Origin of the sequence: Methanococcoides burtonii DSM 6242 (assembly GCF_000013725.1) — an archaeon.
In the GTDB taxonomy this organism is placed as follows: Archaea; Halobacteriota; Methanosarcinia; order Methanosarcinales; family Methanosarcinaceae; genus Methanococcoides; species Methanococcoides burtonii.
Genome location: NC_007955.1, coordinates 2,092,327 through 2,115,100 on the forward strand (window position 1 = coordinate 2,092,327; position 22,774 = coordinate 2,115,100).

A 22,774-nucleotide genomic window follows, 5' to 3' on the forward strand; every position below is an offset into this window, starting at 1 on the left:
TTTCAAGGGAGTTGTATTACGGTACGCCTTCAATACATTTATATTAAGGCATGTCATTTAATAATACAATTATTCCTTTATTCATATTGGTGTAATAATAGTATGGATGGGATCATATGACCGATAACTCTGCAACTGAAGAAATGATACGGCTCCTTCGTGAGATCAGTGGAAAGCTTGACCGTATCCTTATTCAGGGTTCAAATGAGAGCGAATCAGATGGCGATATCCTTGATGTTCTGGATGTTATGACATTGCTCACTTTGCCGGATCATTTGCGTACGACCGCAACAGCTCTTTTTGAGCTTGGTTCGGCTACAGCGGATGAGCTTGCGGGGAAAACAAATAAAGAAAGAGCTGTTGAGAGCAATTATCTGAACCAACTGGTACGAATGGGTCATGTTGTGAAAAACAGGTCCGGCAGGAAAGTATACTTTAGTATTGGAGATGGGCTAGGCAAATGAATACTGCTGAACGACTGCTTATTTAGTTGGGTTGTGATAAAATACACTTCTTTATAAACAAAGTAAACTTTAGTATCAATCAATTTTAATTTCAAATGATTTTATATACAGGTTTATGTATTTATTATAGAGAATTCCGATAAACCTCGGAAACAGACGCAATATTTATAATATATTACAATAATTTTGTATTATGTCCTTAACAAACTTTGCTTTTAAAGAAGAGTACAAACGTCTTGAAAATCTCGGTGACAAGCTCTCTGAAATTGAATCTCTCATCGATTGGAAACCATTTCGTCCAATTATAGCAGAGATGTATATCAATAAAACAGAGTTCGGTGGCAGACCAAACGTTGATGAAATCGTCATGCTCAAAATGTTAGTATTGCAACAATGGCATGGACTATCTGACCCTGAACTTGAAAGACAAGCTACTGACAGAATTTCCTTTAGGAAATTCTTGGGCTTTCCTGCAAAAATTCCAGATCATACTACTGTTTGGGCATTTAGAGAACGAATTGCTCAATCAGGAAAAGAAGATGAAATCTGGAATGAAATGCAAAGACAACTTGATAAGAAAGGTTTGAGGATCAAACAAGGTATGATTCAGGATGCAACATTTATACATGCTGATCCAGGACATGCAAATCTTGATACTCCTCGTGGAAATGAAGCAAAGACCAGAAGATGTAAGGACGGTACATGGACAAAAAAGGCATCTAAGTCACATTTTGGATATAAACTACATACCATTGAAGATACCGAATATGATCTGATAAGGAGATATAGGACAACTACTGCCTCAGTTCATGATAGTCAGGTGGATCTTTCTGAAGAAGGCGAAGTTGTTTACAGAGATAGAGGTTACTTTGGTGCAATTTCAAAAGGATATGATGCAACTATGCAAAGGGGCGTGCGAGGTCATCCTATTGGTATTAGGGATAAGATGAGAAACAAAAGAATAAGCAGGAAAAGAGCAAAGGGAGAAAGACCTTATGCTGTTATCAAAAATGTGTTTACGTCAGGATTTGTAAGAGTAACAACGTTGGCAAGAGTAAATGTCAAAATGGCGATTACAGCATTCAGCTATAATCTCTATCAATTGAGGACAATAAGAAGAAAATCATTAGGATGAATAGCGGTAGCTATTCAAAAAAGTTGGAAAGTATATAAATAGATACTAGCAAACTGCTGGAAATAGAGAGAAAAGCTCAAAATTTTAGCTGGAAAAATTTGCTTTGAAAAAAATCAGCAGTTAATCGCAATTCTCTATAATTGAACCTCTACAAATTGAAGTGATCAGGATATGTCATTGACAATTGCAGTACATTCTTATAAAGGTGGTTCCGGTAAAACCTCATTTGCAATTAATCTTGCGTCTGCGTATGCATCTGTTGGAAAGAGCGTATGCCTTTTGGATGTTGATCTAAAGGCTCCCAGTTCGTTCAATTATCTACTTCCTGAAGCTAAGCGCTGGGTCAATGATGTCTTTGAAGGTCGATACGGTGTAATGGATGTGGTCATGGATGTCAGCAAAGAAATGGGTACCGCGGGTGCGTTCGATGTTGGCTATTCTAATCCCGATATCCTCGCTGTTCGTGATGTTTCAAGCAAGGACCGAAAATGGCAGTCAAAGGCATTGAAATTCTTGATGAATGCTAAAAGGGACCTTTCAAATATCGGCATCGATGTCGTTATATTAGATACGGGAGCTGGTGTGGATTTTACTTCGGTTAACGCGATTGCTGTTGCAGATCATGTTGTTATGGTGGGCAAACCCGGAGCTTCCAGACAAAGGGCAATTGATCAGGTCGTCAAGGGCATTTATATACCATTGGAAAAGAACTGTTCGATTGTTGAGAACATGGGCCATGCTAACAATTCTACTGATCTTTCCTATGAGGGGCAGTTCGATCTTCCTGTATTGGCATCGATTCCTTGTATGTGTGATGTTGCGGTTAGGTGTGACAATGAAGTTTTGGTACTTACAGAACCGGAACATTCTTTTTCAAAGAACATTTTTAATGCCATGAGGGCTATTGATAAGCTAACTTCCTGATAATGAATGATCGAAAAGTTGATCATCATGAATTTTTGATGAGATCATTTGTTGTTATCTTTGTTGATGATATCTTTTACATTATCAATATAACTCAGTAGTTCATTCCTTTTTGCTTCCTCTATTTTGTTTTGAAATGTCTCTGACTCCATTAGTGTGCTCTGGAGTGCAATGATCAAAAGATATACGATTGCAGCAGCTGCAAATGCGAGTGTTATCCTTTCAATTGGATATATGGCAATTACGGATGTGAACATCTGTGGGGTAATGTCATAGAGTATTGCTGCGGTTATACTTCCCGCAAGGTGATCTGCAAGGATGGCAATCAGGGTTGAAAATAGAAGAAACGCGAATGTGTAGAAATTTCCTCTCTTGTCATGATATTTATGGTGGAAAAGGACAAAGCTACCAAGAACTATGATGTGAAACCATGGATAATAGAATACTTCTCTTCCTAATGGGGTAATGTACCATCCAAGGATCAGTATGCTGAACAATATCATTGCAGCCTTCTCCCTTTTAGTGATGCATAGCCCTGTCACAACGGAAGCCATTGCAACAAAAAATGGTGTTAGGAGGTGGAACATGTCGGGGGTATGACTTCTTACAAATACATGTGCCATTATACCGGTAAAAGATGCGATCGCACCCCATAAAGGTCCCAGAAGGAATCCGTTCAGTGCACCAAATGATACTACTGAACTTATTCTGGCTCCTTCTATTCCAATGAGGTTTTCAAAATCAGGAAACCAACTTGCAAAATACGTAGCTACTATTGCGGATAATAGGTAAAGTAATGTGAGTTCTCTCTTTTTTATAAGATGGTTATATATATCTATTATCACATTTATCTATTTGTTCTGCAGACATATATAATGAATTAAGAATACTTTTTTTATATTTTATAGTCATCTACAAATTTTCCATCAGAACTAATATATATAGTCATACCAATTTAGCGGATTGATAACTATGATGTTGATTGGAGAAGCACTTATTGGCGAGGCACCAGAGCTCGCACACGTTGATCTTATGATCGGGGACAAGGAGGGGCCGGTAGGGCAGGCATTCGCAACAGGAATGACCCAGCTTTCAGCAGGCCACACTCCCGTTCTTTCTGTCATCCGCCCGAACTTACCTACAAAGCCATCCACACTTATCGTTCCAAAAGTGACCGTTAAGGGAATGGATCAGGCTTCACAGATATTCGGTCCTGCACAGGCCGCTGTTTCAAAGGCAGTTGCTGATGCAGTGGAAGAAGGACTGATCCCTAAGGAAAAAGCAGAAGACCTTGTCATCATTGCAAGCGTTTTCATTCACCCGCAGGCAGTGGACTATAACCGTATCTACAGGTACAATTACGGAGCTACTAAATTGGCACTTAAACGCGCACTTGATGGTTTCCCTGACATTGATACAGTTCTTCATGAGAAGGACCGGGCTGCACACGCTGTCATGGGATTCAAGATATCCAAACTTTGGGATGCTCCATACTTGCAGGTCGCACTTGACAATCCAAACCTTCCTGTTATCCTTAATATCATCAAGCAGCTCCCTAAGAGCGACCACTTGATACTGGAAGCAGGTACACCCCTTATCAAACGCTATGGTGTGGATGTCATTTCCAAAATACGTGAGGTCAGACCGGACGCGTTCATCGTTGCAGATCTTAAGACCCTCGACACAGGTAACCTTGAGGCACGTATGGTGGCGGATGCAACCGCTGATGCTATTGTAGTATCCGCTCTTGCACCTATCGCAACACTCAACAAGGTAATTGAAGAGGCACACAAGACCGGTATCTATGCTGTCATGGATACATTGAACACTCCTGATCCAGTAGCTGTCCTTGAACAATTGGACGTACTTCCTGATGTAGTTGAACTACACCGTGCAATTGACATCGAGGGCACTGCTCACGCATGGGGCAGTATCGAAGGTATCAAGGCACTTGCAGTGAAGCGTTCTTCCAAGGTCCTTGTAGCAGTCGCTGGTGGTGTACGTGTTGACACTATCTCTGATGCACTTGGAGCAGGTGCTGATATCCTTGTCGTTGGCAGGGCTATCACCAATTCAAAGGATGTCAGGCAGGCAGCTGACCGGTTCATTGAAGGCTTGAACAAGCCTGAGATCGACCAGTTCAGAATAATGACCGATTTTTAAGCGTGCGATTATTCACACGTTCTTTTTTTTAGGGGTGATAGTTTGAAACCTTTGATAGTATTGAACCTAAAGACATATCTCGAAGGTACCGGGGAAGGTGCTGTAAGGATAGCTCGTGCCTGTAAAGAGGTCGGTGAAGCAAGCGGGATCGAGATCGCTATCGCACCTCAGTTCTGTGATATCTACAGGGTCGCATCTCAGGTAGATGTTCCTGTATATTCCCAGCATCTCGATGGTGTCGGAGCAGGCAGTTTTACCGGACATGCTTTTGCAAAGTGTATAAAGGATGCCGGAGCTGTGGGTACGCTTATCAATCACTCGGAGTGCAGATTGAAACTTGCTGACATCGAAGCTTCTGTGACGGCAGCAAAAGGTGAAGGTCTTCGCACTATAATCTGTACTAATAATATTGCAACAACAGCAGCAGCAGCGGCATTAGGTCCTGACTATGTTGCAGTTGAGCCTCCTGAACTTATAGGCTCTGGAATTCCAGTCTCAAAGGCAGATCCAGAGGTTGTAACAGGTTCTGTGGCAGCAGTGGAAAGGATCGATCCGGCAGTGAAAGTGCTTTGTGGTGCTGGTATCTCCAAAGGGGAGGACCTTAAAGCTGCAATAGAACTTGGTTCAGTCGGTGTGCTTCTTGCATCAGGCATTGTAAAGGCCAAAGATCCAAAAGCTGCGCTTGAAGATCTTGTCAGTCTTATTTAAAAAAGAAGTTGTGATGCCGGAAGGCATCAATATACTATTTTTATCTTATTTCCTTCTTATCTTAAAGGAAATACCATGCGATGAACAACAACAGCGTGGAGAATCCCACTTTTATTGACATTGTAAGTTCCAGATGAAGATTTCGGGCAACCATATTGGATATCCCTATAGGTGGTGGTGATATCAGCAGTGCTGCACCGAACAGACAAAATCCCGGTATGTAGTTATTTTCTACAATGATAAGATAAAGTCCCTGTATTCCCAGGTATATCCCAAAGACGGAAATGAAGAACAATCCCATCTTGTAGAATCGGAGATATTTCTCGATGCCTCCGGGAAGCACATTGGCAGCTTTAAGCCCTTTGTTATTAGTTTTCAAAAAAATCACCGTAGGTAGCGTCCTATTTCTGTGGATATTTATTCTGTCCTCATTGCATATATAGGAGAGGTTCATCCGCGTATCTTGCAACCAAGCCCACATAGGAGTTTTTCAACATCGGTCTGCATCTTTGTTGCGTTACTCTCTTCAAGTATGGTAATGCGGAACGTAGCACTTAGTCTGTTATCGGAAATGCCTGAATAAGTATCGATTATCTCGGTCGAGGCTATCCTTTCATCATTATCGATGACCTTCTCAAATACTGATGCATCAGCTCCTGAAGGGAGTAATACTGAAATATCCCTTTTTGGATGGAGAAGATTTTTCACTTTCCAATCCTTAAGTTCCTTCTCGGTGTACAACCTGATATTCTCTGTCTTCAGGTAGACATCCTTTCCGCCCTTGGAGATTATCACTGCTCTTGGTGTCACTTTCTTGATCGTTCCCACATGTGTGACGCCTGAGTAGTTATGGTAAAGGCCTCTTTCGACTCCTACAGATGCGATCATCTCCTCGAATTCGGATATTTTCGCATTGATGAGCTTATCCGATCGGTGAAGTGCGGATGGCGTATCCTTAAAATGAGCGGCAGCCTCTGTCATCTTGTTGCAGAATGCTTCAATGTCCTGTTCCCTGACTATCTCAGAAAGGATGTTACACTCACTTATGAAGGTCTCATGGACTTTTAACACCTGTTCGTTCTGCATCTGTATGTGGGCGTACAGGTAGGGATTCTGCCCAAGTATTCTCCCAACGAAATCGACCATTATTTCATAGACCGGGCTCATGAAACGCCGTGACATACTAACATCAAAATCAAGGCTTTTGAACGTGTTCCCTATTGTTATGTATGCAAAATGTGTCAGGCCCTGAACAACAGAGACGAACTTATCGTGTTCTTCCGGTTTGATTATCTCAATATGTGCACCATTTTCCTCGAAGAGGTTTCGCATTATGGGGAACCACTTTTCAGATCGGCCTTTGGTGGGGCTCATTATCACGATCTGCCCCTGTAATGTCGGAATGGATGGGCCGAACATGGGGTGTGTGCCGAGGATCTCAACACCGTCAGGTGCTGTTTCTCTCATTGCCCTTACAGGTTCGGCCTTTATGGATGTCAGGTCCATCAGCAAGCTTCCCGCCTTCATTTTGGGAGCGGTCTCCCTGATAACATCTGCAGTAATGTCTATTGGTACTGTGATGATCACTATATCTGAGGTCCTTATTGCATTGTCAAGGTCTGATGCAAATTCAACTCCCATTTGTTTTGCTATCTCGGTCTTTTGGCTGCTGCCCCAGACCACAACTTCATAACCGTGATCAGTAAAGAACTTCGTGAACCATTTCCCCATTTCTCCTGTGCCACCAATGATCAGCATTTTCATATGTCCAATGTCTCCATGACAGTTTTTTTCATGACATTTATGGGTGGTTCTTTTCCAGTCCATATGCGGAAGGCTTCCGCTCCCTGGTATACTAGCATCATAATGCCTGTGATAGGTCTTGCACCTGCGGTCTCTGCTTCCTGCAACAGTTTTGTCATAAGCGGATTGTAAACGATATCAAAAACTGCAAGGTCTGAATGCATCTGCTCTGCGGTCACAAGGGTCCCATTGGAATTGCCCAGTCCTACTGTGGTGGTATTGATAAGAATATCAATATCTTCAAGCCCATTGTCAACGATATCAAGACCGTATCCTTTTGCATCTCCTATCTCTGCAGCGAGCTGCATGGCACGTTCAGGGGTTCGGTTGGCAATGTTCACATTTGCTCCTGCTTCTGCAAATGTGAATGCGATGGCTCTTGCAGCACCGCCTGCTCCGAGGATCAGGACATTCTTGTCCTTGATATCGACACCTTCATCCTCGATAGTTCGTTTTGCACCAATGCCGTCAGTGTTGTAGCCTTTAATACCGTCCTTGAAGTCAATGGTGTTTATGGCACCTATCTTTGCAGCAAGGGAATCTGCATCAACGAATTTGAGAGCGGTCTCTTTGAGGGGCACTGTGAGGTTCAATCCTCCGAATCCCATGGCCTTTGCACCCTGCAGTGCGTTTTCAAGGTCGTTCTTCTCAACTCGGAATGCATGGTATGTGCAGTCCATGTCCAGGGCTTCGAATGCTGAATTGTGCATGATGGGTGATAGTGAATGTTCTATGGGATCCCCAAGGACTGCAAATATCTTCTTCATTCCATCATCTCCATTGCTTTTTTCAGGTCTTCCACTTTTAGTTGTCCTGGTGCTACGGCATCGGATACGCTTGCATATGTAAGCTTTGAGCCATAGAGGGGGGCAATGATGCGGGTGTGTTTTCCCAGTTTACCCATGGATATTGTGCAGACATCGTCTACTTCCAGTGTCACTTCCAGCAGGTTCAGTACATCCTGCATATTCTCAGGCATCACTGCAAGTTTTGCAATATCGGCACCTGCGTCGTGGGAGTGGTCAAGGATGCTTTTCAGGGTCTCTTTGTCAGGCGTCCTTTCAAAATCGTGCGATGAGATTATGGTGGTCTTACTTTCCTCTTTTGCTTTTTTGACTATCCTGTCCCTGAGCTGTTCATCTGTTTCGAGCTCGATATCCACGGCATCTGTTAGATGCATGATATCTTCCAATAGGGCAATTCTGTTCTCTTCTGTACCTTCCCAATTTCCACCTTGGGATTGTAACCTGTTGGTTGCAATACACGGGAGGCTGGTCGTGCCTTTGAGCATCCTCAACAGGTTTGCAGCTTCTTTGGAGGTGGTTATCCCAAGTAGGTCGAACCTTATCTCAAGGATATCTGCACCATGTTCTGCTGCAGTTTTGCACTGTTGTAAAGGTTCGTTGCTTATGGCAGCAACGATAGCTGGCCTTTCTTCCAGATCGAACGTCCCTATTTTCAGCATCGCTCACTTCTCGATTATCGTTTCTTCGACCTTCATTCCGAAATGGCGTGCACCGCCTTCATAGTAGACCATTACTTCATTTCCGGGTTTCAGGTCGGCTACAGAGATGGGCTCTCCGTTTATGTCCACCAGTTTGATGGTCTCGGCGTTCTGGAGGATGTTCTTTATGATCTCTCCATTTACTTCGGCTTCTACGAGCATGAGTGGCCGTCTTTCGATCTTGACCCTGCCTACAATGCCGGTTCGCTGTTTTCCCCCGGCATTGACAATGGTGACCTCGTCACCGGAACTGAGTTCGGAAAGATATCTGGTCCTGTCTCCCACTTTCACGTATGCATGAACTGCTCCGGCATTGACGCGGAACGGGCGGGATGCAACGTATGGGCTTTCTTCGGATTCTGAATGCACCAGGAACATCCCGCTTGCTTGTGAGCCTACAAGCATTCCTTCGCCTTTGGTCATCATGTTGCAGGTGTCTACACAGACACGATCTCCCATTCCCACAGCTTCGACCTTTGTGACCTTTCCGGGAACAAGTTTAAGGTCCTCGATGCCTGATCTTTCTGCTACTGCAACGGTGGCTTTGATGGTATTGGGGTCATCTGAGTCCAGCAAGACACCTTCTGATCCGTGTTCCATTGTCTCGAGAGCTAGTTTTGCTTCATCCTGATCACGAACACCGGCAATGATCTTCACATCACTATCCTGAAGTGCGGCGATGAGGTTCTCAAGGGGAATGACCTTCCAGTCAGTACCTACTATGATGAGGAAATCGCATTCTTTACCTATCTCTGCGGCAAATTCTTCGTATTTCTTGTTCTGTATGACCACGTAGGCCCCGACGGTCAATCCTTTTTCTTTCAATCGGATCGCAGTGATCATGTCGAGGGACCCAACAGGATCAGGTGATAATGGTTTTGTTCCGTCTCCTTCTCCGCCCTTTCCAACGACAACGATGTCAGCACCGGACTTGTCGTCATAGGTAAATGCAGCTACCTGTATGTCTCCAAGTTCCCTTACTTTTTCTACTTCGTCAGAGTTTACAAGCACACAATTGGCACCGGACTCAAGTCCTGTTGTGATCCTGTCCTTGTGAGCTTCCCAGTGGCCTTTATCGGCCTTTATCCAAATCGTCTTGTCCATCATATTATACGCCATTGGAGTTTATCATTTAAGTGTTTGTAGTGCCTCTTCTACACTTGCCTTGTGGTGAACTACCTGTGTTATAGCCCTTGTCATCTTTACGGGGTCGGGGTGCTGGAATACATTCCTTCCAATGGCAACACCTCTTGCACCTGCTTCCATGGCTCCGCTTATCATTTCCAGGAATTCCTGGTCGGTCTCTGTTTTTGGTCCGCCTGCAATAACAACTGGCACGGGACAACCATTGACAACGTCTTTGAAACTATCCACATCTCCGGTGTAGACTGTTTTGATCACATCAGAGCCTAGTTCTGCACCTACTCTTGCTGCATGGGCTACCATCTGCGGGTCATGAGGGTTTGATATGTTCTTTCCTCTTGGGTACATCATGGAGAGTAAGGGGATGCCCCATTCGTCACATTGTTCTGCAACGGACCCTAGTTTTTTAAGCTGCTCTGCTTCTGTTTCCGAGCCGATGTTCACATGAATGGAAACCGCATCAGCGCCCATTTTCATTGCTTCCTCTACTTTACAGACGAGGACCTTGTCATTGGGGTCAGGTCCAAGTGCGGTGGATGCACTCATGTGGACTATGAGACCTACGTCGTGCCCGTATCCTCTGTGACCATGGTTGACCATTCCTTTTTGCATAAGAATGGCATTAGCTCCGCCTTCAGCTACTTTATTGATGGAATCTGCTATGTCTATCACTCCTCTGATAGGTCCATCGGACATTCCGTGGTCCATTGGGATGATTACCATATTCCTGCTGTCTCTGTGCATAATTCTTTCAATGCGGATCCTTTTTCCTATTTCTGCCATGTTATCACTCTTTGTTATGTAATTATCAGTGGGTATTGTCACTGTGTTACTGTGTGACATAGTAGCACGGTTTATTATTTAAACTTTGTTATTTGTTTCCTTTTTTGAAATGTGGAATAGTCTTATATATAGATTCATCAATAGTCGAGTATCGACCTAATCGGTGTTCTCATCATGAAAGAATTAAAGATTATTGTTATCAACAACTATGGCCAGTTCTGTCATCTTATCCACCGTACGGTGCGTGACCTTGATATGGATACGAAGATCGTGGCTAACACAACTTCCGTAGAGGATATCCTTGATGAGGAGCCGGATGGTATAATTCTCAGTGGTGGTCCTTCAATGGAGCGGGTTGGTAGTTGTCAGGAATATGTGGAAAGCATTGACATTCCAATCCTTGGTATATGCCTCGGACACCAGCTTATAGCCCAGACATTTGGTGGGCATACCGGTGCAGGGAAACTTGGTGGCTATGCCGCTATCGATGTTGAAGTGATCGAAGAGGATGATATACTGAAAGGACTTGGGCCCAGGACATCTGTATGGGCCTCACATGCTGATGAAGTTACAGTGCTTCCTGATGAGTTCATTCACCTTGCCCGTTCAGATGTTTGTGAGATCGAAGCGATGCGTCATGAGGAAAGGCCTATTTATGGAGTGCAGTGGCACCCTGAGGTTGCTCATACAGATAAAGGCGAAGAACTGTTCATGAACTTCTTTAAGGTTTGTGAAGACTACTGATCTTATTATTCGCAGGTTTTTGATATTTGGTTTTTATTGTTAAGTGCAAATATCTTAACCAAATTCTTTTTTATGGACTTTTTTGATTTAGTATCTTTATCAAGATCCTTTGGCCTTTGCACAATAACTGTACATTACAACTCTTCCGCACGCTGCAACATCATTATCATTATAACAACTTATTGATATTTTGGGCAAAGTTGATATATTTGTTGTCATATAATTCAAACTAGTATAATATTTACTAATTAGGTGGTATTTTGTGAAAAATAAAACTCTAAGTAAAACATTTGTTGTTCTACTAAGCTTGTTGATGATCCTTTCGATATCATCAGCAGGTGCTAATGTGGTTGAACAAGGTATAGCTGTTGAAAACCCTTCGGGTCCTGTAATGAATTCAGTAATGTCGGTTGCTTCAACTTCACTGGCACCAGTTGTGACGGAGACTGGCAAAATTAGCCTTTCCATTGATGGATATGGGGATCACTTAACTCCCGTTGGATCCATTGATGTTGAAAAACCTGCTGGTGCAACGGTCAGATCAGCATATCTATTGACTGCAAGTCTGTGGAGTGGTAACGAAATTCCTGATGGTGGTGTAACACTTGCAGGGTTTCCGGTCAATTGGGATGATGTTGTCATTGGAACTTATTCTGGTGCTCCACACAATCATCGTGCAGATGTGACGAACATTGTCAAACCAATTGTTGACGCAGCTCCTGCAGGCAGGATATCAATTCCTATTGAAGAATCAGATGTACGTAATGTTGAGGGAAATATTCTTGCAGTGATATTTGATGATCCCAATCAAGTAGAGGATAATACTGTCGTTCTTTTGTTCGGTGCTCAAAGTATCACTGGTGATATGTTCAACATTACGCTTGCAGAGCCTGTAGACAAGACCGATCCTAACTTCGCTTTGGATATGAGCCTTGGAATCTCTTTTGGGTTCCAGCCTAGTAACCAGTACAGCATTGTAAATGTCAATGGACTGCGCCTGACTTCTTCTGCAGGTGGATATGATGATGGTACGGATTACGATGGTGGTTTGATCACTGTTGGTGGTCTGGATGACAGCAATGCAAATCCTGCTGACCCAAACGCTCCTCCAGGAAATTCCCGCAGTGATGATGAGTTGTATGATCTCATCCCATTCGTTAATGATGGCGATACTGGCATCAACGTCTTTACACAGAACCCTTCCAATGATGACAATATCTATTTCGCAGCTTTCTTTATGGGTTCTACAAATGCTATTGTTGGTGAAGGCATCTTACTTTCCCCGGATTCTGCAATAAACAATCTTGGTGAATCCCACGAAGTTACTGCGACCGTTCAGGATGATAATGGCGCTGCAGTAACTGGCACAATGGTACACTTTGAGATTGCCTCAGGTCCTAATGCAGGTACTACTGCTGATGTCCTGACCGATACAAACGGAGAAGCTTCATTTAGTTTCACCAGTCAGTCGGTTGGTACGGATGTAATTGTAGCTAGTTTCTTTAATTCACAGCAGGAACTAGTTCTCTCAAACGAAGTTACAAAGAAATGGATCGTTAGTGAAGAGATCCCTGAATTCCCAACAATTGCATTGCCTGTGATGGCAGTCCTTGGTTTGATGTTCCTTACAATGAGAAGAAGGGAAGAGTAATTCCTTTCTCTTTTTTTTATTTATTGTTATCATCATTTCATTGACATATTTTTCAGTCTGTAGAAATCTTCTTTTCTAACTTCAACTAAGCCACTTATTTTTATAATCAGAAGTCCCTTGTGATTGTTCTCCAACAAACTTCAAAAATTTGTTACTCGTACATATTCTGTTGTTTTGGACACCATATTTAAAAGAACACTTGATATATTGTAACTATTCAGCCTACCTATAGTCAATCCTGTATTACCAACCTTTACACAAAAAAATTAGAAGCTCAAACAATTGTTGGAATAAATGGCATTCCAGCAATGATGTCGTACAATGTAGTGACAAGAGTGACAACTGCTTCGGGACCTTGTTCATAAACTGCTAGGATTTCTTTGCGTTTCGTGTTCATTCACCCCTTGTTTGGCAAAACAAATTGATTTTTTGGGTGTGAACTTAAATAGAATGCTACTACTTGCTTTTTTCGTAAAAATCCATTTCAGAAGATGAAATAGATTGAGGTGGGGGGATTTTAGCACGCAAAGGTGGCTGAATAGTTACGATATATTTTACAAAAATAGGATTCTATAGACATTACTGCAATTGATTCTACTGAATTTGCAAGTGGATATTGTAGTAATTATTATTCCTGGCGAATTAAAAAGTGGAGACGAAGTTATGTAAAGAAGCATTTCGGTTGATGTTAGTAAATTTGTGATCACTGGTTACAAGATTTCTGGAAAATCGGTTCATGATGCAAAACATGCAAGTGCGACAAGAAGCTAAAACATGAATTGCGGCAACGCTATCCCTTCCATTTGGGATAATCCTACTATGATATGCGTCAATGGTAACGTTGGGGTGTAAAGCTCATAGGACAATGTGGAGAAATTCGGAAGTCTAATCTGAATCATCTGCTAGGATAAGGTGCGACAAGAAGTTATAACATGAATTGCGGCAACGCTATCCCTTCCATTTGGGTTAATCCTACTATGACACGCGCCAATGGTAACGTTGGGGTATGAAGCTCATAGGACAATGTGGAGAATCTCGAAAGTCTAATTCGAAACATCCACTAGGATAAGAACACTAAGAAGAAACGAAAGTTGAACCATTGTAAGAATCGTAAAGCAGAACAAGCGAAATTAGATTGATTACGCTTGAACCAAAAGGTACAGAATCCGACCATTATGGCTCTTATCACATTATGGGAAATGGACACATGATTCTCGGTTTATAGATGGCTTCTAAGGTCTTCGCAATTATTCATGTTATAGAACTTGGTAAGCCCTATATGTTCCCTTCGGGGTAGGAATCCTGCAAAGAATGACGATGACATAGAGGGTAGAGGAAAGGAGTAGAAAGCGAATGACAAACTGTAATGGTGTGTATAAGGGTTCAAAATTTGCCCTAATCCGAAAGGATGCAGACTTACTCTATGGTATCAAAACGTAAGAAGGAAGGTATGACCTATGAATGTAAGCTATTCAAATACATCAAAAGATGAAGCAAAAACACTGTTTAGTGGACATGCTGAACTTAACGATGAGAAACTTACAGACATGTAACACATGTTAATAGGCTACAAGTCAGGATTACGAAGGCAGTTATTGAAGAAAATTGGAATTTGCAATTAATTCCAAAAACAATAACTGTTGCCTGAAAAGGTTATGAGATGCTTGAGCTGTATGAAAGAAAACTTTCACGTACAGTTCTTAGGCGAGAAAGAGGGAGTAATCCCTCTGACTTAGCCGACAATACTAAGAAGAACGTAAAAGTGAACCATTGTAAGAATCGTGAATTGCAACAAGCGAAACTAGATTGATACGCTTGAACTAAAAAGGTATAGAATCAGACTATAATGGTTTTGCATACATTATAGGAAATGGACATATGATTCTCGGTTTATAGATGGCTTCTAAGGTATTCGCAATTATTCATGTTATAGAACTTGGTAAGCCCTATATGTTCCCTTCGGGGTAGGAATTCCGTAAGGAAGGACAATGACATAGAGGGTAAAGGAAAGGAGTAGAAAGCGAATGATAATTTGTAATGAATTATATAGGGGTTCAGAATTTGCCCTAATCCGAAAGGATGCAGACTTACTCTATGGTATCAAAACGTATGAATGAAGGTATAACTATGAATGTAAGAATTTCAAATACACCAAATAATGAAGCAGAAGCCCTTAGTGGTCATGCTGAATTAAATGGTGAGAAGCTTACAGATATGCTCAACTGGAATTTCATCAATTGGAGTTCCGTTGAATCACATGTTAATAGAATACAAGTCAGAATTACGAAAGCAGTTATTAACAAAAATTGGAATTTAGTAAAAAGACTAAGTTATTTGCTAACCCATTCTCACTATGCTAAACTGTTAGCTGTCAGAAAGGTTATTCGAAATAAGGGTAGAAGAACAGCAGGAATCGATGGAGAATTCTGGTCAACACCAGTTTCCAAAGTGAATGCGGCTCGAAGTCTATCTGATAAAAGATATAAGGCAAAACCATTAAAAAGAATCTTTATTGAGAAATATGGTTCTGATAAGAAGCGACCTTTAGGTATCCCGACCATGTACGATAGAGCTATGCAAGCATTATATGCATTAGCACTTGACCCCATTGCAGAAGTAACAGCAGATAAACGTTCTTTTGGATTCAGAAAATTCAGAAGTACACATGATGCTTGCAGTCAAATTTTTGGAACAATAAGCAAAAAGGATTCTGCACAATGTATACTGGAAGGCGATATTAAAGGTTGTTTCGACAACATCAGTCACCAATGGTTAATTGACAATATCCCAATGGATAAATCAATTCTTAAACAATTCCTCAAAGCAGGATTTGTTTATGAAAATTCTCTATTTCCAACGAAAGCAGGAACACCACAAGGCGGTATTATATCACCAATATTAGCCAACATGACCTTAGATGGAATTGAAGGTGTATTGGCTGACAAATATCATCGAGGTGTAAGCGGTAAAATAACAACTCGTCAACGTGCAAAACACAAAGTTAATTTTGTGCGATACGCAGATGATTTTATTGTTACTGCAAAGACTAAAGAAATAGCAGAAGAAGCAAAAGAATTGATTAAGAATTTCCTAACGGATAGAGGTTTAGAACTATCTGATGAAAAAACCCTTATTACTCACATCGATGATGGTTTTGACTTTTTAGGTTGGAATGTCAGAAAATACAAAGGAAAACTTCTCATAAAACCGTCTAAGAAATCTATCAAGAAAGTAACTGAAAAAATCAGTAATACTATCAAAGATGGAAAAACTTGGACACAAGAAGATTTAATCTCTAAACTTAACCCTATCATAACTGGATGGTCAAATTATCATCAAGGAGTGGCTTCCAAAGAAACATTCTCCTTAATTGATTTTAAGATATGGAATATACTTTGGAAATGGGCTAAGAGAAGACACCCCATGAAATCAAGAACTTGGATTGCACACAAATACTGGCATCCCAAAGGAACGAGGAAATGGGTATTTTCAACAATGAAAAACCAACTTAAATTAATGTCAGATAAAATGATAGTTCGAAACCCACAAATAAAACTGGATAAGAACCCTTACACTGACACCGAATACTTTGTTGAACGCAAGCTCAATCAAGGTTCTAAAAAGTTATCAGGAAAGTTTAAAACCGTATGGAAGAATCAAAAAGGCAAATGTCCGTTTTGTAATCTATTGATTGACATTAACAACGGTGGAGAGGAACGCCCTTTACATCATAAAAATGGAAATCATGACGATAATGGAATAACAAACTTAGTTTATGCACATGTATATTGTCATAGACAATATCATGCAAATAATCCAAAAATAACTGTTGCCCGACAAGGGTTAAGAGATGCTTGAGCTGTGTGAGGTGAAAGTCTCACGCACGGTTCTTAGGCGAGAAAGAGGGAGTAATCTCTCTGACTTAGCCGACAGACATTGCGATTGCAATGTCATCGCAATAGGAGATCTAGATATTATGTGATGGATAAAGCCTATAATTCTGAAAACATACACAATTGACGAGGGAAAAACTCGGATCAATAGCAATTGTTCCACTGAGACAACGTGAATGAAAGCGAATCTAAGGAATATATCGTAGAAAATGTTACAGGAATTCGATAGTAAGATATACTCTATGTGGAATTTGAGTGAAACGATGTTCTCAGCTTTGAAAAGAAAGTATGGAGAAAACTTACGTGCGAGAAAGTATCGAAATCAAGTAAAAGAAGTGAAGTTCAAAGTGATATTACACAATCCTGATAAGTTCATCAAGACTGTGTTTTTAGTTTGGATGAGGATTTCTACAAAGCCGATTTTTCTGCAATGGACAATGTCCTCTATTCCATTGGATAATTTCAAGTTTCCATCTCTACAATTTAGAATTATGTGCTATTTTTAGTATCAATGACCCTGGTCAGTGGTCTTTATTTGATATTGATCTGCCAGCGGTTCACAGCTAATGTTAGCTATTCAATGAGGTCTGTAACAAAAAAAGAGAAAGAGTGAATTTCACTCTTTGATATGTTTCTTCCTGTAGAATATCAATGATCCTGTCAGTATAGTTATTCCTGCAATAAGGGTGACCAAATTATAGCTGAACACTGTTCTTTTGTTCGGGTCATTACTATCCTGATATGAACTGTCTGTTTCAGTTTCATCGATACTCATCTGGTTTTCCTTGTCTTCTATGCCTACAATGGCAAAAGGTGAGAACGAGTCTGGAGTTGACTGGTAATAGGCAATACCATCAAGGGTCTTAATGTATGTCGTTGGGACGGTCTCCCACTGGTCTGAGCCAGAGTTATAATGCATGATGGATACTCTGTGAGGGTCGATGTTGTTCTCTTCAAGCCATGCAGTATTGACATTGAACTCAAGTAGTGCATCCTTTATGTTCTTTGGAATTGCAAACCCTTCGTATCCTACCCAGATGTTCAGGTTCTTGTAAACTATTCCTTCTGGTGTTTCCTTTACAAGCTCTGATGTTTCCTTCAGGATCTCTATGGTAATGGGTACGCTTCTGGCTGTCACACTGGATGTGAACTTTATATATGTAACAGGATTTGAGGTGTGTTCGAAATGGTGTTCTGCCGGGGTGCCACTAATAACGCGCAGGTTGGTGGATTCGGTTATCAGTACATTCTTTGCATCTTTGTCCGGGCTTGCTCCGCCACCACTTCCACCGGAGCTGCCTCCTGATCCGGAATTACTGTCTGATGTGCTTGTATCGCTTGATGGCGAATTTAGATGTATCGTCTTTGTTTCACCATCAATGGTGAGCTTAAAATTTCCTTCCGGCATGGAACTGGTCGAATACCGGAACTCGTAACTTCCATCCTTTACGGGTATCTCACTTGTTGCGGTTATCTTCATATCGACTGATGTTTTTGCCGGCTGGGCATTTCCTGTCAGTTTTATAGAGTATGATCCTTTGGGAACATTGGACATTGAATAGGAGGCTTTCCCGTTGGTTGCGGAAGGGTGGGCAGCTGTGAACCAGAACATGAGCTTTGCTTTGACCTCCAGGTCTTCCACATTGGTAGCCTCTACGAGGAAGTTGTTCGGTCCTTCGGGGATGGCGACTTTACCAATATAGTAAAGATATTCTCCATTTTCGACTTGAACTGTTTTAGTGAACACTATCTTTGCAGGGACTGTGTTTGTTGACGAATCTCCTGTGACGATGATCTCATCACCAACTGTCGGGTCTGTCGGGTTGATGTCAAAAGCACTTGCAGAAGGTATCAATGAGAATAGACTTAGTGTGATGCACACAAGTAAGCATAATTTTATGTTCCTATGCATATGTATTACCATTTGATAAGTTTTTGAATCTCTTTAAGTTTTATATAATGCCATCTTATAATATTTTTATGAATTTCTCTCTTTCTTTGAGTATGTTGCAATGTACTTAAGGATTTCCAGTATTATGAATTTTCTGATAAGTTGACCAAATTATTATTGTATTATATGAGATTATCAAATTAGCTCATAAATCCTCCCATTCTAATTTGATGACATTACCTCATACATAATTTGCAAATGAGTTAGTTTCTTTAACTCCATTTTGCAAATTTGTAGCTACAAGCAATTGATATGCAACGAAATTCATAACTGAATACAGTTTCTTACTGCTATTTTTCATTCCTCTGATGTCGAACTTTACAGTCCACTTAATATGATTGTGTACTCGTTCACATTCACCCCTGTGCGAATAATCTTCATCGAATCCATCATCTTTGATATTCTTGTTTCGCAAGTGCATACCTCCCTGTTTTTCTCTTCCATTTTCATAGAGGAAATGAAGTTTTTCTTCATATTTCATATGAATAGATCCACCAAGTTTCCACATTTTGTTAACCCAGTGATCAATTCTTTCCATCATTCCCTCGTATTGAACTTTAGAATCTGAAAAGTATGCAATCACTGGTTTTGCATTCAACTTATACCAGATATCTGCATGATTCCTGAATGAATCATAACCTCCATCCAATGCATAAGTGTCAATGTCAACTCCCATTTCTACCAATGCATCAATATGTTTCTTCAATTCAGGAGAATCGTGAGAAGCACCTTTTGTATGAGTCATGTAGATTGGAAGTGTTCCAATCATGGTGATGTGAGCTTTGTCCATCTTACAATTATAATGCGGATTGTAATCTGCATACTTGTCATATCTTGATGCTTCAAGTGGAGTTGAATCTGTTTTCGCATCTCTAATCTTTGTATTTTTAGAGATATTCTTTCCAATTTTGAACATTACTTCATCGAGTCCAGTTTTTCCAAGTCTGTATTTTACAAAATGATGCAGTGTTGCAGGGGATGGAAGATTCATAATGCCGTTATTGTCTTCAAAAGAAAGAAGCTGCGCTTCTTCTTTTGTTAAGGTCGATATTGTTTTCTCAAATGAGAGGTTTCTATAACATTTCACAACGATGAGCTTTATCATTGACGAAACCTTATACCGAAAGTGCCAGTCCTTATCGGTATAATAGCTACTTTCAACATAAGAAGCAATGTCATCGATATCTAAGAAATACAAAAATTGGCATATTGATGCATTATCTGTGTTCAGATAGTTAGCAATTGAATCTCTGGTACAGATTCCGTCCGAAACATCGTAATAATATTTCATGGACTGGCACATTTTCTACAATATAAATGTAATGCATAAGCTATGCTCAGAGTGGTGCCAGTAGTCTTGAAAAAAGAGTTACGCTTTTAAAGCGAAAAGCTAATTTGATAATCTCTATATATTGACACATTTTAAAACTATTGTATGTACTTCAAACATGTTTATAAAGCATGAATCAAATCTATGGAACCTATAATATTTATCCTGAAGAGAAATTAAGATGGCTGATATGAATGATGTTCCTTCTGATCTCAAGATCGTTGTCTCAATGGTATTACTTACTTGTGGGTTCATACTGATTCCTCAATTAAGTGATACTGCCATACGTACTATCCTGGGCTTACCGATGGTTCTTTTCCTGCCGGGTTATTCACTGATCGCAGCTCTTTTCCCAAACAGGGATGACCTTGACGGGATCGAGAGGGTGGCACTTAGTTTTGGTTTGAGCATTGCAGTGGTGCCTCTCATTGGGCTTGGTCTTAACTATACTCCCTGGGGCATCAGGTTACTGCCGATCCTTATCTCACTGTCATTCTTCACTATTGGGATGTGTGTGGTAGCATTGCTTAGGAGGCGTACTCTTCCGGAGGGTGAGGAGTTTAGTGTTCCATTTGCATCCACCTATCATTCTATGAAGGGGGAACTGTCAAAAAAGCCGGACAATAAACTTGATCGGGTCCTTTCGATCATCCTTGTCCTGTCCATTATCGCTTCCATAGTTACCCTTATCTATGTGGTGGTAACGCCTAAGGAAGGTGAAAAGTTCACAGAGTTCTACATACTTGGTATTGATGGTATGGCTGATGGGTATCCTACGAATTTCACTTTGGGTGAAAGTGGGAATGTTATTGTTGGTGTTGTGAACCATGAGTATGAGGTCACTGATTATTCTTTGCGTCTTTTCCTTGAGAACAATTCGTCATCTGTGGCGTATGAACAGCTTTACATGAGCCTTGAGCACAATGAGACGTGGGAAGAGGAACTGTCCTTTATGCCGGAGGTTGTGGGGGAGGATATGAAGTTACAGTTCCTGCTCTATAAAGATGGCAATATGACTGTTCCATACAGGGACCTTCATCTCTGGATCGATGTGGGGGAGGGCTAAGATGGATCCCGATATCGGTAGTGAAGATGTTGCTCTTCAGAATGGACGTGTGAAATATTTTCTAAATATGGAACATCTGACGATCATTATTCCTTCCCTTACAATTATACTAGCTGAGCTTTCGTTATTCTTTGGATATACAAAGCTCTCTACATGGGTGCATATTATTTTGCTGGTGGTACTGACCTTATCGACCATTGTTATCAATGATGCGGACACTCAGTATCTTTTCCGTGCTTTCATCCTACTTTCCCTGTTGCGTATATTGAACCTGTCGATGCCGGTGTTCTTTGATCTGACATTATACTCTTATGTGTTCATATATGCGCCCCTTTTAATTCCTATCTATGTTCTGGTGAAGGACCAGGGGCTTGATATGAAATCTCTGGGTATGGTAAGGTCCATCAGGTATTATGAATTACCTCTTGCTCTGCTGGTAGGTCTGATCATTGCATTAGGTGAGTTCATGATCATCAAACCGGGTTATCTTATTCCGGACCTTTCATTTTTCAATTTGCTTAAGATCTCAATTGTGATGATAATTTTTGTAGGTTTCTTTGAAGAGATCATTTTCAGGTCGATACTGCAAACAAAACTGGAGTCGATGATAGGTAAATATCAGGGACTTTTTCTTGCAAGTATCCTTTTCGGTGTCATGCACTCCGGATATGGTACGCTTTATGAGATGCTCTTCACTGCGTTTGCGGGATTGGTGCTGGGATATATGTATCAGAGAAGCCGAAGTCTATTTTTAGTTAGCATTACTCACGGTTTTGTTAATGTGTTCCTTTTCGGAGTTCTGCCCCATCTGGCATGATCTGATCTTATGGGGCAGTTGGCTGGAACCTTAATGTTGTTTGTTTTTCAGTGTTCGTTCTCATTCTGGGAAAGCTACGATTGTCTACTATCCATCCCAAGTTTGACAGTTTATAAAAATTTATGTTAATTAATGTTATGTAAAAACTATAATTTGTGATATATTCTTATTTTAGTTACAGATTGGGCAAACATTGATGGAAAATAAGCAAAATACCACATAAATTAACATTAATTTTTATAAACTGTCAAACTTGGGATCCATATGTCAATTAGGGCCTATCATGAATGGGATCCAGGCAATTCTCCCTGTTCGAAGGCTGTAGCTTCTAAAAACGTTGGGCTCAACGATGTTGATAAAACATCAGTTCAGAGGAGTTGTTAAAGAACAAAAAAAAGAATGCAAGGTATGATCGAAGTATGCCTTCAATCAGATTATCTCTGCAACTTTGAAGATAACAATTCCTGCAAAAGCAACCAATAGTGGGAATATGCTCATGTTGAGGGATGCACAAACTGAACTCTTCCAGTATTTGGATGCGGACAGTATCTCTTTTGCGGACAGTAAGAATATAAGTGCTACCACTGCAAGTACTCCATATTCAGGCAACCCAATGCCTGTTGTCATTGATAACGCAGTAGATGATGCTGCGCTTGTAGTTGAAATTATGCTTGTAAGCATTATATATCGTCTCC

21 protein-coding genes and 2 pseudogenes are annotated in these 22,774 nt (G+C 40.9%); 12 read left to right on the forward strand and 11 right to left on the reverse strand.

Annotated elements, in window-relative coordinates:
• Positions 1-116: 116 nt before the first annotated feature.
• The 3 genes from MBUR_RS10300 to MBUR_RS10310 all read left to right on the forward strand — a co-directional run bounded on the left by MBUR_RS10300 (position 117) and on the right by MBUR_RS10310 (position 2,523).
• Positions 117-464, forward strand: coding sequence for a hypothetical protein (locus tag MBUR_RS10300; RefSeq protein ID WP_011500011.1), 348 nt, complete (start codon positions 117-119; stop codon positions 462-464).
• A 193-nt stretch (positions 465-657) separates the two neighbouring features.
• Entirely contained in the window at positions 658-1,599 is a 942-nt protein-coding gene (locus MBUR_RS10305; protein ID WP_011498552.1) for an IS5-like element ISMbu1 family transposase, read from the forward strand.
• Between the two features lie 171 nt (positions 1,600-1,770).
• Complete coding sequence (locus MBUR_RS10310; RefSeq protein WP_011500012.1) at positions 1,771-2,523, forward strand: ParA family protein; 753 nt, start codon at positions 1,771-1,773, stop codon at positions 2,521-2,523.
• A gap of 44 nt (positions 2,524-2,567) precedes the next feature.
• Here MBUR_RS10310 and MBUR_RS10315 read toward each other — a convergent pair whose 3' ends face one another.
• The gene (locus tag MBUR_RS10315; protein WP_011500013.1) at positions 2,568-3,368 is read right to left on the reverse strand and encodes a hypothetical protein; all 801 of its coding nucleotides are present in this window, start codon (positions 3,366-3,368) and stop codon (positions 2,568-2,570) included.
• A gap of 127 nt (positions 3,369-3,495) precedes the next feature.
• Here MBUR_RS10315 and MBUR_RS10320 point away from each other — a divergent pair, with 127 nt between their 5' ends.
• Positions 3,496-4,686 (forward strand): bifunctional 5,6,7,8-tetrahydromethanopterin hydro-lyase/3-hexulose-6-phosphate synthase, encoded by a 1,191-nt coding sequence (locus MBUR_RS10320; RefSeq protein ID WP_011500014.1) that lies wholly within the window; start codon positions 3,496-3,498, stop codon positions 4,684-4,686.
• 42 nt (positions 4,687-4,728) lie between these two features.
• On the forward strand, positions 4,729-5,394 hold the full coding sequence (gene tpiA / locus MBUR_RS10325; RefSeq protein WP_011500015.1) for a triose-phosphate isomerase: 666 nt from the start codon (positions 4,729-4,731) through the stop codon (positions 5,392-5,394).
• A 61-nt stretch (positions 5,395-5,455) separates the two neighbouring features.
• Here tpiA and MBUR_RS10330 read toward each other — a convergent pair whose 3' ends face one another.
• The 6 genes from MBUR_RS10330 to MBUR_RS10355 form a co-directional block, all read right to left on the reverse strand.
• Positions 5,456-5,773, reverse strand: coding sequence for a hypothetical protein (locus tag MBUR_RS10330; protein ID WP_048063650.1), 318 nt, complete (start codon positions 5,771-5,773; stop codon positions 5,456-5,458).
• Between the two features lie 71 nt (positions 5,774-5,844).
• Positions 5,845-7,158: a prephenate dehydrogenase gene (locus tag MBUR_RS10335; protein ID WP_011500017.1), complete on the reverse strand. Its 1,314-nt coding sequence runs from the start codon at positions 7,156-7,158 to the stop codon at positions 5,845-5,847.
• A complete protein-coding gene (locus tag MBUR_RS10340; RefSeq protein WP_011500018.1) occupies positions 7,155-7,964 on the reverse strand; it encodes a shikimate dehydrogenase in 810 nt (269 codons plus the stop codon). The genes MBUR_RS10335 and MBUR_RS10340 overlap by 4 nt, the downstream gene beginning before the upstream one ends.
• Entirely contained in the window at positions 7,961-8,662 is a 702-nt protein-coding gene (gene aroD, locus MBUR_RS10345) for a type I 3-dehydroquinate dehydratase (protein WP_011500019.1), read from the reverse strand. Before aroD ends, MBUR_RS10340 begins: the two co-directional genes overlap by 4 nt.
• A 3-nt stretch (positions 8,663-8,665) precedes the next feature.
• Complete coding sequence (locus MBUR_RS10350; protein ID WP_048063651.1) at positions 8,666-9,808, reverse strand: 3-dehydroquinate synthase II; 1,143 nt, start codon at positions 9,806-9,808, stop codon at positions 8,666-8,668.
• 21 nt (positions 9,809-9,829) lie between these two features.
• Entirely contained in the window at positions 9,830-10,627 is a 798-nt protein-coding gene (locus tag MBUR_RS10355; RefSeq protein WP_048063377.1) for a 2-amino-3,7-dideoxy-D-threo-hept-6-ulosonate synthase, read from the reverse strand.
• A 174-nt stretch (positions 10,628-10,801) separates the two neighbouring features.
• Between MBUR_RS10355 and MBUR_RS10360 the strand changes: the two genes are divergently transcribed.
• Both MBUR_RS10360 and MBUR_RS10365 read left to right on the forward strand, forming a co-directional pair.
• Positions 10,802-11,371: a GMP synthase subunit A gene (locus MBUR_RS10360; RefSeq protein ID WP_011500022.1), complete on the forward strand. Its 570-nt coding sequence runs from the start codon at positions 10,802-10,804 to the stop codon at positions 11,369-11,371.
• Positions 11,372-11,633: 262 nt separating this feature from the next.
• Positions 11,634-13,022 carry an Ig-like domain-containing protein gene (locus MBUR_RS10365; protein ID WP_011500023.1) on the forward strand — a complete coding sequence of 463 codons (1,389 nt, stop codon included), beginning with the start codon at positions 11,634-11,636 and terminating at the stop codon, positions 13,020-13,022.
• Positions 13,023-13,296: 274 nt separating this feature from the next.
• On the opposite strand, the gene MBUR_RS14580 is transcribed toward MBUR_RS10365, so the two are convergent.
• Positions 13,297-13,419: a hypothetical protein gene (locus MBUR_RS14580; protein ID WP_269479023.1), complete on the reverse strand. Its 123-nt coding sequence runs from the start codon at positions 13,417-13,419 to the stop codon at positions 13,297-13,299.
• A 137-nt stretch (positions 13,420-13,556) separates the two neighbouring features.
• Here MBUR_RS14580 and MBUR_RS13920 point away from each other — a divergent pair.
• The 3 genes and pseudogenes from MBUR_RS13920 to MBUR_RS13555 all read left to right on the forward strand — a co-directional run.
• A pseudogene (locus MBUR_RS13920) lies at positions 13,557-13,790 on the forward strand (IS5/IS1182 family transposase); the annotation flags it as partial.
• Positions 13,791-15,149: 1,359 nt separating this feature from the next.
• Entirely contained in the window at positions 15,150-16,880 is a 1,731-nt protein-coding gene (gene ltrA / locus MBUR_RS10370) for a group II intron reverse transcriptase/maturase (protein ID WP_011500024.1), read from the forward strand.
• 72 nt (positions 16,881-16,952) lie between these two features.
• Positions 16,953-17,331: pseudogene (locus MBUR_RS13555) on the forward strand (IS5/IS1182 family transposase); the annotation flags it as partial.
• A gap of 200 nt (positions 17,332-17,531) precedes the next feature.
• Here the strand turns inward: MBUR_RS13555 and MBUR_RS10380 are convergent.
• Both MBUR_RS10380 and MBUR_RS10385 read right to left on the reverse strand, forming a co-directional pair.
• On the reverse strand, positions 17,532-18,797 hold the full coding sequence (locus MBUR_RS10380) for a PGF-pre-PGF domain-containing protein (protein ID WP_198003737.1): 1,266 nt from the start codon (positions 18,795-18,797) through the stop codon (positions 17,532-17,534).
• A gap of 250 nt (positions 18,798-19,047) precedes the next feature.
• Entirely contained in the window at positions 19,048-20,169 is a 1,122-nt protein-coding gene (locus MBUR_RS10385) for an ISNCY-like element ISMbu11 family transposase (RefSeq protein WP_011500026.1), read from the reverse strand.
• 208 nt (positions 20,170-20,377) lie between these two features.
• On the opposite strand from MBUR_RS10385, the gene MBUR_RS10390 reads away from it, so the two are divergent.
• Positions 20,378-21,262: a DUF1616 domain-containing protein gene (locus MBUR_RS10390; protein WP_048063378.1), complete on the forward strand. Its 885-nt coding sequence runs from the start codon at positions 20,378-20,380 to the stop codon at positions 21,260-21,262.
• Position 21,263: 1 nt separating this feature from the next.
• On the forward strand, positions 21,264-22,079 hold the full coding sequence (locus MBUR_RS10395) for a CPBP family intramembrane glutamic endopeptidase (protein WP_011500028.1): 816 nt from the start codon (positions 21,264-21,266) through the stop codon (positions 22,077-22,079).
• A gap of 429 nt (positions 22,080-22,508) precedes the next feature.
• Here MBUR_RS10395 and MBUR_RS10400 read toward each other — a convergent pair whose 3' ends face one another.
• Positions 22,509-22,760, reverse strand: coding sequence for a hypothetical protein (locus MBUR_RS10400; RefSeq protein WP_011500029.1), 252 nt, complete (start codon positions 22,758-22,760; stop codon positions 22,509-22,511).
• Positions 22,761-22,774 lie beyond the last annotated feature (14 nt).